8 protein-coding genes are annotated in these 12,053 nt (G+C 68.5%); 2 read left to right on the forward strand and 6 right to left on the reverse strand.

The annotated features are described in order from the left end of the window. Positions 1-226 precede the first annotated feature (226 nt). On the forward strand, positions 227-2,002 hold the full coding sequence (locus ACZ4MU_RS32400; protein ID WP_467883114.1) for an FG-GAP repeat domain-containing protein: 1,776 nt from the start codon (positions 227-229) through the stop codon (positions 2,000-2,002). A gap of 158 nt (positions 2,003-2,160) precedes the next feature. Then, positions 2,161-2,634 (forward strand): hypothetical protein, encoded by a 474-nt coding sequence (locus ACZ4MU_RS32405; RefSeq protein WP_467883115.1) that lies wholly within the window; start codon positions 2,161-2,163, stop codon positions 2,632-2,634. Positions 2,635-3,125: 491 nt separating this feature from the next. Here ACZ4MU_RS32405 and ACZ4MU_RS32410 read toward each other — a convergent pair whose 3' ends face one another. The 6 genes from ACZ4MU_RS32410 to ACZ4MU_RS32435 form a co-directional block, all read right to left on the reverse strand. Next, positions 3,126-4,052, reverse strand: a complete 927-nt coding sequence (locus tag ACZ4MU_RS32410; protein ID WP_467883116.1) for a thioesterase II family protein — start codon at positions 4,050-4,052, stop codon at positions 3,126-3,128. Positions 4,053-4,064: 12 nt separating this feature from the next. Then, a complete protein-coding gene (locus ACZ4MU_RS32415) occupies positions 4,065-5,285 on the reverse strand; it encodes an ATP-grasp domain-containing protein (protein WP_467883117.1) in 1,221 nt (406 codons plus the stop codon). Between the two features lie 459 nt (positions 5,286-5,744). Beyond that, complete coding sequence (gene gntD, locus ACZ4MU_RS32420; RefSeq protein WP_467883118.1) at positions 5,745-6,752, reverse strand: guanitoxin biosynthesis L-enduracididine beta-hydroxylase GntD; 1,008 nt, start codon at positions 6,750-6,752, stop codon at positions 5,745-5,747. A 17-nt stretch (positions 6,753-6,769) separates the two neighbouring features. Beyond that, positions 6,770-9,370 carry an amino acid adenylation domain-containing protein gene (locus ACZ4MU_RS32425; RefSeq protein ID WP_467883119.1) on the reverse strand — a complete coding sequence of 867 codons (2,601 nt, stop codon included), beginning with the start codon at positions 9,368-9,370 and terminating at the stop codon, positions 6,770-6,772. Positions 9,371-9,976: 606 nt separating this feature from the next. Continuing rightward, positions 9,977-11,188: a helix-turn-helix domain-containing protein gene (locus ACZ4MU_RS32430; RefSeq protein ID WP_467883120.1), complete on the reverse strand. Its 1,212-nt coding sequence runs from the start codon at positions 11,186-11,188 to the stop codon at positions 9,977-9,979. A 247-nt stretch (positions 11,189-11,435) separates the two neighbouring features. Next, complete coding sequence (locus tag ACZ4MU_RS32435) at positions 11,436-11,648, reverse strand: hypothetical protein (protein WP_467883121.1); 213 nt, start codon at positions 11,646-11,648, stop codon at positions 11,436-11,438. Positions 11,649-12,053 lie beyond the last annotated feature (405 nt).

The raw sequence follows: 12,053 nt of genomic DNA on the forward strand, positions 1-12,053 counted from the left end.
ACCTCGCCGCCATCTCCGGCTCCGGCAACCTCTACTGGTGGGCAGGCGACGGCAACGGCCACCTCGGCTCCGCCCAACGCCTCTGGCCCAACGACGGCGGATTCGCCACCTTCCGCGACCTTGCCTAGCTGGGCCGCAGGGTGCCCGGCCCAGGGGCCGGGCACTCGCCCCAACACCCGACCTGCGACAAAGCCAGCCATCGACAAGCCCTGGAAGGCCTCCCCCCGTGCGCACAAGCCACCATCACCGCGCAGCCCTCGCGATCGCCGCACTGAGTGCAGTAATCGGTACGGTCCCCGTACAGACGGCCACAGCTGCCGGCTCCGACGCCTCCGTCCCCGGGCTGGATCTCAGCACCCCCAGCACCATCTATGTCAACGGCACCCCGGGGGAGGCTGACCTCGCTGTCACCGACCCTCCCGTCGGCGACACCTACATCCGGCTGGATCTGCACGGCACCGGACTGGAGCACATACGCATCACGGACGACACCGGTACCGACGTGCCGTCCCATGACGACCCCTCGGACTCGTCGAGGAAGGTCTTCGAGATCGGCGCGGCCGACAGCGACCACGACGGTATTCCCGGAGCGCCTCTGGCCGAAGGCGTGACTCGTCTTCACGTGGTCGCCGAGTACGGTGTCGACAGCGACGTCACCATGTACGGCCGCCTCGTGGACGGTGCCAGCGGACAGTTCCTCGACAACGCCTACGAACAGGGCCCGATAGGGATGCGCCTGTCAACGCCGTCGTTCTCGAGCAGTTGGGAATCCCCGAGGCACGGTAGCGGCTCCAACGCGACTGTCGTCGTCAGCGCCGGTTATCCCCAGCCCGTCCATATGCGACTCACCACGCGCATGGGGGCCATGTCTTCGCCCCCTGCGACAACCCACACCCAGCTGCGTTTCACCTCGCGACAGCTGGCGGCTGCCGGCTACACCGCCTCGCAGCTGGCCAAGGGCGTGCGTGTGGAGTACTCGGCGGGCGGTTCCCCTTACGAGCCCGCCCCGTGGACGATCGATACGAGCGGCGCCGCTGTCCTCGACCTTCCCGCCCACTCGTGGGGAGCCGACAAGCCGGTCGAGGCCACAGAGGACCTGCGCCTGTTCACCTCCTGGGAACTTCCAACGGGCTTCCTGAACGGGGCTTTCTCCACGTTCGCCAACGACGGCAGAGAGGTGCTCAGGCAGAACCAGGAGGTCCACTTCGAACACGACTGGACCCCCGCCTACGCCAGGCACTCCTTCTACGGCAGGGACGCCGCCGGTGTCCTGTGGCAGTACAAGGAGAGCGAATCCCCGGACTACGCCGGCCAGTACTACACCCCCCGCACCCGCATCGGAGGCGGCTGGCAGGCGTACGACCTGCTGACCAAGGTCTCCACCTTCGGCGTCCAGGGCAACGGCGATCTCGTCGCCCGCGACCGCTCCGGCGTGCTCTGGTACTACACGGGCAGCGGCGACGGCAACGCCCCGTTCCTGTCCCGCAGCCGGGTCGGGGGCGGCTGGCAGATCTACGGCACCCTTCTCGGCGCGGGCGATGTGACCGGGGACGGCAGGCCGGACCTCCTCGCCCGCGACCGGGCCGGCACGCTCTGGCTGTACAAGGGCACCGGCAACCCGAGCGCCCCCTTCGCCTCCCGCAGCCGCGTCGGTGGTGGCTGGAACACCTACACCGTGATCACGGGCGGCACAGACCTGACGGGCGACGGACGCCCCGATCTGGTCGCCCGCGACCACAACGGTGTGCTCTGGCTCTACCGGGGAACCGGCCGGCCCACCACCCCCTTCGCCGACCGCACCCGCATCGGCGGCGGCTGGAACACCTACACCGCCCTCACCACGCCCGGAGACCTGTCCGGGCACGGCCGCGCGGGCAGCCTGCTGGCCCGTGACCGCGAAGGCAGGCTCTGGATCTACTTCGCCACGGGCAAGGCCGACGCGCCGTTCGGACCGCGCCTGGAGATCGGCGCCGGCTGGAACACGTACAACACCCTCATCTGAACCGACGCCCGGACCGGAGCTGTCCGGACCGTCAGGAGTCAGCGGCTTCCGGCCAGCGCGCTACGCGCGTCGGCCGGGCTGCTGGATCCTGGGTGACCGTCGACGAAATGAGTATTCGCACTCATGCCTCCCGGCGGGTGCCCAGCCACGATGGCATCATGCCCACCACTTCGGTACGTGCCCGCTCTCCCCGGGGTGCCTCGGTTGCCGCCGCCGCTGCCGGTCTGGTCGCGGCTGTGCCCGTCGTCGCCTGGTGGCTGATGGGGCAGCAGGGCGTGGACGGTATTCCGCCGGTTGAGCTCGACTATGCCGTCCGGCCTCTCCCCCTCGGACCGGGGCAGGAAACGGTGCTGGGCGTGATCTCGCTGCTGCTGGCCGTCGGTTCGGCGGTGTTTCTGCTCCACGCCTCCCGGCGCGGGCGGTTCGACCCGCGTTGGTGGCGGGTCGTCCTGCCGCTGCTTGTCGCGGGGATGCTGCTCGGTGTGGGCTGGCGCATTGTCACCGCGGGAGTGATCGGCGCCAACATCGGCGCGGGCCTGACCATCTTCCTCGCGGGCCCCGTCATCGCCGCCCTCGTGGCGGGCGCCCTGATCCGCGGGCTGTGGCTGCGGTTCGTCGGAGAGCCCATCTGATCCGCCGTGCCGCCGGCCTGCTCCATATCCGTCGAAGGCATCCGTCCGGCGCCTACGCGACCGCCCCACCACGAGCAGCAGGACCGCGCACGCGATCTACGGTGAGGCCGTATGTGCCCGGGTGGTCGTGAGAGTCACGGCCCCGCTACTCGAACAGGCCGTAACGAACTCGGCTCTTGTCCGGCACTGCCTTACCCGCGGATCAGGCCCGTTTGCGGCAGCGGGGAGAGCAATACACCGCCGAGACTGCGATGCGTGCCCCCACCATTGCCCCCCTGCCTCTCTGCCGACCCGACGGACCCCTTGACGAAGACCGTAACGGCCACAACGGCCACCCCCACCCGATCTACGCCCGGGGGTACAGCCGAGGTCCAGGCTTCTGACCTCGACGATTCTTCGGATGTCTTGTCGTGTCGGCCTCAGACACAGGCACTCAGGAGAACGGCAAGCTGCCCCTGCTGGGATCCCCTTGCCGCTGCGCCCCGGCCCTCCTACACCCCCAGGGCGGCGCGGAGCATGGCGAGCACCTCCTCCTGCCTGGGAACCAGATAGAAGTGGTCTCCGGCGAACCTCTCCATCCGGAACCCGGCCTGCGTGGCCTGCGACCATCCGGCCATCTCCGTGACGGTCGCGTAAGGGTCAGCAACTGCGTTGAGTGCCAGGACCGGTGTTTTTGCGAGTGGGTGCGCCGATGGCGCGTAAGCCTCAAGCAGGGTGAAGTCCGCGCGGGTATAGGGCAGGATCAGATCGCGCAGCTCCAGGTCCTCCAGGACCAGAGCATCGGTGCCTCCCATCTTCATCAGTTCCGCGGCGAGGGTCGCGTCGTCCAGCCCTGCGACAGGTGGTCTGCTTTCGGCGATCCGCGGCGAACGGCACGCCGAGGCGAACAGATGGACGGGTGCCTGGCCGATGTCCTCAAGACAACGAGCCACCTCGTAGGCAACCAGAGCGCCCATGCTGTGACCGAACAGAGCCGTCGGGCGCTCGTCCAGCGTGGCGATCGCTTCGCCGACTTCGCGGCCGAGCCGTTCCAGACTCTCGGGAAACGGTTCTCCGAAACGATCGGCCCGACCCGGATACTGGACACCGACCACCTCGACGTCGGGTCCCATGCTCCAGGAGCGGAAGGCCGCGGCAGAGCCGCCCGCGTGCGCGAAACAGACGAGCCGCGCCTGGGCACCGGGTAGGGGCCTCGGGCAGCGGAGCCAGGTCTCGGACGAGGTCCGCGGAGCGCGACGAGTTTTCAACTTCCCACCATCCCTTGCATAAACGGCCGGCGTCGGCCCGGCGAGCGCGTAGGACCCCCCTTGGCCGTCACGGACAGCACGGTCCCGAGTGACTCCAGGAGGGGGAAAGACGCCCGGCAAACGGTCAGAACCTCGCGGTCCTGATCTTCGGTCCCGCGAAGGGACGGCCATGGGCGCAGGCCTTCAGGACACGTCCTCCGTCACCAGTTCGAAGGCGTCCAGGACCCCGTTCATCCGGTCCTCCACGATCTGACGTGACGGACCGACGATCTGCACGTAACCGGCGGATGCGTGGGAGGCCCGCTGATCCGGCAGGTCGTCGCCGATCGCGATGTTCATCCGGCCGCGAACCACCCCCGGCATGGAGAGCAGCGTCTCCAGGGGCGTGACCTTGACGACGCGGCCGGACTTGTAGGGGAGCAACAGGTCTCCGGCACAGCACGGCGTCGAGTATTCCAGTGAGGGCACGCGGCCCAGGTAGGTGTCGAGTGTCGCAGCCATCATGTCGAAGTTCCGGGCGAACCCATGGTTGGAGGGCAGCTCGCAGCCGGCGAGCCTGGCTCCCACCTCGCTCATGTGGATGCCGCCGTCGTCCGACCGAAAGAACTCCATGTGCAGGTAGCCGTGGTCGATGCGCATACCGTCGACGATGCGCTGAACCAACCCCTTCTCGTCGATGCCCAGTTCGTTGTCGACGCCGAGACTGATGGAGCCGTTGATGCCGCCGTAGATGGTTTCCAGCAGCGCGCACGGCGTCCACGAGACGTAGGTGTCCAGGACCCGTCCGTGAGCGACGAGAGCGCACAACTGGTACTCGCGTCCCGTGAGGAACTCCTCCACCATCCACCGCCGTGAGGGAGGCAGTGGAAGGAGCCTCGCGAGATCGTGCTCGTCGTTGAGCTTGTAGGTATCGATGGATGACCAGCCGTCAACCGGCTTGAGGATGAGTGGCCATCCGTGCGCGGCGGCGAAGCCGAGGACTTCCTCGCCATTCGCGACCTCGGAGAACTCCGCACAGGGGACGCCGATTTCCCGGAACCGCCGCTTCATCGCGGTCTTGTCCCGGACCCAGGCGACCTGCTCGGCGTCGAGGTGCGGCAGGCCGACGAGGCCGGCGAACCGCTGGGAGATCTCCTGGAGGGGCTCCTGCGGGTTGCAGAAGTGGGCCGGTCGTGCCGGGAGCCCCGCCACCCAGGTGAGGTAGCGCTCAGCCTCACGCCGGATGTCGGCGTCGGCGGCGATCGTGAACGTGGGGATGTCCGCCGTGCGCAGCAGGTGGTCAGCGGGCAGTGAGGAGAGGTGTTCTCCGAACCTCAAGAGCACGAGGTCGAGATCGTCTCGGCTCAGGACGTGATCGGTGAAGGTGCCCGGCCGGCCATCGACGAGCAGGAGACAGGGACGCATGACTTCTCTTCCGGAAGGGACGGAGCGGACGGGGCCGCTGAAGTGGATCTGTTCTTCGAACGGCTCACCCGGTGCGAGCCCACAGGGGCGCGTGGTTGCGTTCGAGGGTCGGCGCTGGTCTCCATCAGTCGTCACAGCCGCTGTGGCCGGATGGCGCACACCGCCTCCCCGACCGCGAGGTTTCTCGCCAGGAGTGGGGAAGCCGCCGACTCCCGCGAACCCTTGGTGCCGGCCGTGGCGCCTTCTGGGTGGACTGCGCCCATGGCCCGGGCGCAGTCCTCAATGACGCGGCGGACATGGGACATGCCGCCGGCCTCGTCGCGGGCAGGACGGGATGCCGGACTTGCATGGCGTTGGCCCAGGCCGGGCACGTGCCGTGCGTCCGGCGGCTGACAGAAGTCGGCCCGTGGCGCGGACGCCTCGTTTCCCGCACCCGCTCGCAGCGCAGATCCCCCCGCGTCAGCCGATCACTCGGCAGGAGGACGAGCGGCGCAGACCACGCGAAGGGCGAAGGTTCCGTGTCACCGTGAGCTTCTTGAGCCAGCGGTCACGTCCGTCGTACCGCGCGCGGAAGGGACGTCGGCCGTGTACCGCGGTGAAGTTGTCGACGTAGACGATGTCGCCCGGCTCGAGAACAACGTCGTACTCGGAGATCCTGAGCTTCTCGCAGATCTCCTTGAGCGCCTCCTCGGCCTCGGGGTCGGTCCCGAAGGTCGACATGTAGAAGGGGTCGAGCCTCAGGTAAGGCTCGTCCGGGTGGCCGAAGAGGACGGCCACGGGCTCCGGGTTGTCCCGCAGCTTCTGGATCTCCGACAGTCCGAAGTGGGTCCCGTCGTCGGGGGTCTGACCCAGATGCTCGGTGTCGGGATAGATCACGTAACGGGGCTCGGAGAGGATCTTCTTGGCATCTTCGCTGAGCTCGATGTCCCGGATCGAGGCGACCGTCGTGGGGACCCGGTCGAGGTTGCGAATGCCGAGCAGGCCGACGTAGTCGCACCGATAGGGATGGAACGCGTCCTCGGTGTGCCACCCCAGAAGGACGTCACTGCTGTGGCCGCTCTGCTCCTGCTCGATGCCCGGCAGGGGCAGGACGTTCTGTATCAGACTGCCGTTCTGGAGGGTCGACCAGCCGTAGACCTCGCCGAGGCACATACCGGTAAGCGCGAGGAAGAGTTCCTCTCTCCGCAACGAGTCGGGTTCGGCCCAGCTCACCGGGGTCGGCTCGATCGCGTCCGGGTCCAGGCGGAAGCCCCGGATCGCGAACGCGCTACCGGTCTCCGCGTTGCGGAAACCGCTCAGTGCCTCGCGCAGACCCGCGGGGACGCCGGCCAGGTACCGCCACGCAAGGTCGTACAGGTCACCGGACCTCGGGTCGTGCCCAGCTCGCACGATGTCGTGGATGACAGCGTCGAGCGCGTCGTTGTCCTCCTCGCTCAGCACATAGGTCACGAGCGTCTTGGGGGGCATGCGTGTATCCGCCTCTCTCATTTAACGGCTTTGACGGCGACCATCGAGTCGGCCCACCAGTAGGTGCAGTCACTCGGCGGCGCGAGATCGCGCACCACCTCCACCGAGAACGAGGAGAAATGCCTGAGCAGACTGCGCTGGTGGGAGCGTCCGACGGTGTCGATCTCGTTGGTGTAGTAGGAGAAGACGCCTCCGGTCCGAAGATGGGCGGCGGCCGCCTCGAAGAAGTTCTCCGCGTAGTTGGTGCTGTGCACGACCGTGTCGCGATACTCGCGCTCGTTGGTCGGATAGGTGTCGAAGAAAATCGCGTCGAACTGTCCGAGCTGGTCGATCACGTCGTCCCAGAACCCGCGAACCAGCCGGATGTCACGGTCCGGGTAGCCTTCGCGCCACCGTTCGAAGGCGGCGATGACGTCTTCGTTCGGCTCGATGACCGTGTGGGAAGCTGCTCCGAACTCCTGAATGAAGGTGGCCGAGATTCCCATGCCGAAGCCCACCTCCAGCACGTGCCCTCGGCTCTCGGTGACATGGGACGCCATGGCCCGCATCAGCGGGCGCTCCCAGTCCTGCATGACCTCCTGCCCCTCGATGACCAGCTGCGAGGGCGTGTACCGAGCTCCGCTCCGGTCCCAGGACCCGTTGATGACGGGTCGGTCGACGCCGCGTATCTGCGACGCGACGAGCCGGTCCAGATGCTCCAGATCCGACTGGAATTCGCTGAGAGACCGTTCCAGCATCCAGGTGCGGCGGTGACCGATCGGTGTCCCGAGAAATGCCGGATCGCTGACCGAGACCGTCACGTCGAACGCTGCGGAACGCGTCTTGAAGGTCTCCTTGGCGGCGGAACGGGCGGAGTCGCGCCGTACGAGGTCCTCCACGAGCTCCGTGAGATCCGACAGACGGCTGTGCTGCATGAGCTGACGCAGCGGCACCCGGACTCCGAACACCGCGCCGATGCGCGCGCTGAGGCGTGCGATCTTCAGCGAATCGCCACCAAGACCGAAGAAGTCATCTCTCCCCGTGGCCGGGGCAGTGCCCAGCAGCGACTCCCAGATGTCCGAGAGCTCGGCTTCGGTGCGGGAGAAGGACCGGGGCCCCTCCGGGTCGGCGACGATACGCCCGGCAGCGGGCAGCGCCGCCCGGTCGACCTTGCCCCCGGGCGTGAACGGCAGTGCGTCGAGTGTGGCCCACTTCGCCGGGACCATGTGGTCGGGGAGCCGCTTGCGGAGGTCCTCGGCGAGCTCCCGCACATCCACCTCTCCCACGACGTAAGCCGTGATCGCGACCTCGTCGCCGTCCCTTTCCGCTTGGGCGTGAGCCGCGCGGACGCCCGGATGAGTACGCAGAGCGTGCTCCACCTCACCGAGCTCGACCCGGAAACCACGGATCTTGACCTGGCCGTCCCGTCTGCCGTGAAACTCAAGAACGCCGTCCGACCGCCTGCTGACCATGTCCCCGGTCCGGTACATGCGTGTACCGGAGTCACCCGCGAACGGGTCGTGCAGGAAGCGGGCGGCGGTCTCCTCGGCTCGGTTCAGATAGCCGGCGGCGACTCGCGGCCCGGAAATGAACAGTTCCCCGACAGCACCGTCCTCGACGGGGTGCAGCTGTTCGTCCAGCACATGGACACGGGTTCCGGGGAGCGGCGACCCGATCGGGACCGGCACCGACGGGTTCTTCCCCTCGGCCATCGCCGGAGTGACCGGGTACACCGTGGCGGTGACCGTGCCCTCGGTGGGCCCGTAGCAGCACAGGACATCCGCCGGAACGTCCTTGGCGAACCACTCCTGGAGGTCCCCGTAGCGGATGACGTCATTGCCGATGTTCAGCAGCCGCAGGGTACGCAGCCGAGGGTCGCGGCGTTCGACATGGGCGAGCGTCTCGCGGAAGTAGGCCGGAGAGATGTCGACCACCGTGATGCCCAGCTCCGCGATCTTGTCGGGGATCTCCTGCGGCATCCAGAAATCGGCGTCGGGCAGGACGAGCGTGGCCCCGCTGAGGACCGCGAGGCCGATCTGCTCCAGTGACACATCGAAGACCGGGCCTGCCAGCATCAGGATCCGGTCGCGGGAGCTGCAGCCGTAGACGTCCTGGACCCTTGTCAGGTGGTGGAGGAACGCCTCGTGGCCGACCATCACGCCCTTGGGCGTACCGGTTGAACCCGAAGTGTGGATGATGTAGGCGAGATCACCCGTGCCGGGCGCCGCCGCCGCGGTCGCCGGCAAGCGTTCGACGCTCAGGCCCCGGCCGATGTGAACGTGGGCCTGTGCGGCTTCGGCGATCGACCGCCTGCGCTCGGCCGGCTGGTCCGGATCGATCGGGACGTGGGTCCCGCCCGCCCGGAAGACTGCCAGGAGCGCCACGAAGTGGTCGATCGAGCGCGGGATCTCCACCGCGACCCGCGCTTGATGCGCGACGCCCAGGTCTCGCAGACGGATCGCCAGCCTCGTCGCCTGTTCGTCCAGCTCGGCGTAGGTCAGCACGGCATCGCCGTGCTGGATGGCCGGCGCGTCGGGTGTGATCAGCGCGTACTTCGCCAGGTGGTCGGCGAGGGTCCTGGGGACCGGCTGCCCCGGGCCGTCCAGGGGTGGTGCGCCACGTTGATCAGCGTCTGCCATCGTCCGGCGCTCCACATGTGCATGAAGGGCTGACAATCGAGACCCTCCTCCGTATCTCCTGTGGTCCAGCGGCAGCGGTCGAGCCCTGCCACAGTTCCGCTTCAGCCGTGAGGAGCCCCCGGGCGGCAAGCTGGGAGTTCCTCGGCCCCTGAGATGATGTTGCTGTAGTTGCCAAAACGGTGTCAACACTTTGGCAACTTCTCTTGCCTGTGATGTGCCTAAAAGTGCCAGTGGCTTGACGAAAACTTGCTCTCGGTGTCCATCTGTCACCGAGAGGAGGGCGGCGCCGACGGTGGCCCTTGGACGACGGCGCTGTTGCCCCGCAGCGGGGCGAGGGTGGAGTGCCGGTACATGCCGGCGCTCATCAGGGAACGCCCGGAAGTGGGCCCCGCAGTGCCCGTAGTACCCCCGTCCCGGCACCTGCCGGCCTCAGCAGGATGCCGCGTGTGGGGGGGCACGCCCGCGTGCACCATGGCTGCGCGCCCGACGGAGGCGACGAGGTGACGAGGTCCGGGCAGGCAGCCATCAGTCCGCATCGGGACGGTCGCGGGCCGGGGGTGATGAGGAACTACCCGACGGCGGCGGTGTACATGGCCGGGGGGCGGCCTACCTCTCCGAGGCCCAGGCCAGGGTCTCGGCCAGCGTGCGCCAGATCTCGGAGGCAAGGTGGACGTTGGAGGCGCTCTGGGCCTCCTGGGCGAGTTCCTCGATACGGCGGACGCCCGCCTCGCGGTCGCCCTCCAGGATGCGGATCTGCTGGGCGAGGACCTCAAGCCGGATCCGGTCGCGGAAGGTCAGCTGCGCCAGGGCGTCCGTGAGCTGTTCGCACAACCTCTTGGCCTGCGCCAGATCCCGCTGGTGGAAGGCGAGATGGGCTTTGATGACGAGAAGCTCCTGGCGGTGCAGCGGGCCTCCGAAGAGACTCAGGGCGCGTTCGGCCTCGGTCAGCCACTGCTGGGCCTCGGTCACCCGGCGCGGGATCATCTGCAGGTACAGGGAAGAGGCGGCCAGCCGCAGCCGCAGCATCAGGTCGTCGTGGCTGGGCACTTCGGCCAGGGCCCGCTGCAACAGCTGGGCGGCGCCCGCGTGGTCGCCCTGGCGGATGCGCACGTTGGCGGCCGACCACAGGGCCTCGGCACGCAGTACGGGGGGCAGGGCGTCGATCGGTTCCAGCAGCTGGTCGGCGAGCCGGCGCGCCTCCGTGATCAGGCCCGACTCCGCCTTGAGTGAGACGAGCACCAGTTGGGCGCGGAGGGTGTCCGCCACGGGGACGGCCCCGTTGTCGGCGGTAAGCAGGGCGTTCTGGGCGACGTCGCGGGCCTCGTCGATGCCACCGAGGGCACGCAGGCAGCGGGCGAGGAACGTGCGGGAGCGCACCTGGAGGGTGGGCACCTGGAGGCGGTCGCTGAGTTCGGTGAGTTCGCGTGCCGCGGCGAGTTCGTGCTGGCGCTCGCCCCGCGTGGCGTGCAGCTGGGCCAGTTTCCACAGGGACAGCCAGCGCAGGGAGAGGTCCTCGCCGCTGTCCGCCTGGACGGCCTCGCCGAGCAGGCGGATGGCGTCGTCGGTATCGTCCGAGGAACTGGCGGAGGCCAGGGCCTGAGCCAGCAGCGAGGTGTGGATGCCTTGGAAGACGGACTCGGGCACGCCAAGTCTTCGGGTGAGGTGGTCGAGCACCATAGTGGTCGGGCGCCGGGACCCGGACTCCAGGCGTGACAGATACGCGGTGGACATGCCCCCCTCGGCAACCTCGGCCTGGGACAGGCCCCGCTCCTGCCGGAGCGTCTTCAACAGCAGTCCGAACTCGGGTTGTTCGAGCACTTAGCCATCCCTGAGCCTGTTAGCCAACCCCTGAGCCTGTTGGTCACCGGTGAACGGGACCATTTTCAGTGGCGAGCACAGGGTTGTCAATGTTTGGCAACCCTGGCGGTGAGGGGACGGCGGGCCGGCGGACGGGAGCGGGCCGGTCGGCGGGGACGGCGGGCTGCGCACGCCCCGCCCGGACAGCTCCCGCGACGCCGTACCGCACGGGGCGCAGACCTTCGCCGCGGACCCCGCGGCCCGCGGGTCACGGCCAGTCTATGCGGTCCGCCACGGCCGCCATGGAGGACTGCGCGCGGACGCCGTGCGCGCCGTGGAGCGGCCAGTCGATCCTCATGTGCGCGGCCCGGGCCGTAGGGCCCCCGGCGCCTGAGCAGACGGCTGCCGCCCCGAATGCCCCGAATGCGAGGACGGCGGCTGTCTGGATGGCGGTGGTGGTGCGAAGACGGGCGTGCTTCATGACGGTCCCCCCGGAGGTTTGTGGTGGTGCCTGTAGGCCCACCGGAGGCTGGCAGGTGTGGCCGGACCGGCCCGGAACGGTAGTTCCCGGAGCCGATGCGGCCGTTCGGTCAAATCGAACCTAGATCACTTGCCAAAGCTTGACAAGGTTCTAGAAAACGATTGACAACTTTCTCCGGCCGCGCCTAGCGTCCTGCCACGAACCAACGAGCCGCGGTCATGCCGAGGCCCTGTCCCGGATGTCCCGGCCCCGACCCAGCGGGCGCGCGGTGCCGACAGGGCCTGTGTTGCCGCGGCAGACCGCGACCACGATGCGGAGTCCCATGGCACCGACCGCCGGCTGAAGCGGACCGTGCCTGCCGGGACATGCGCGAGTCCCGTGCCATGCGGGTCCTTTCGGCCGGAC

The organism is Streptomyces sp. NPDC026377, from assembly GCF_055567715.1.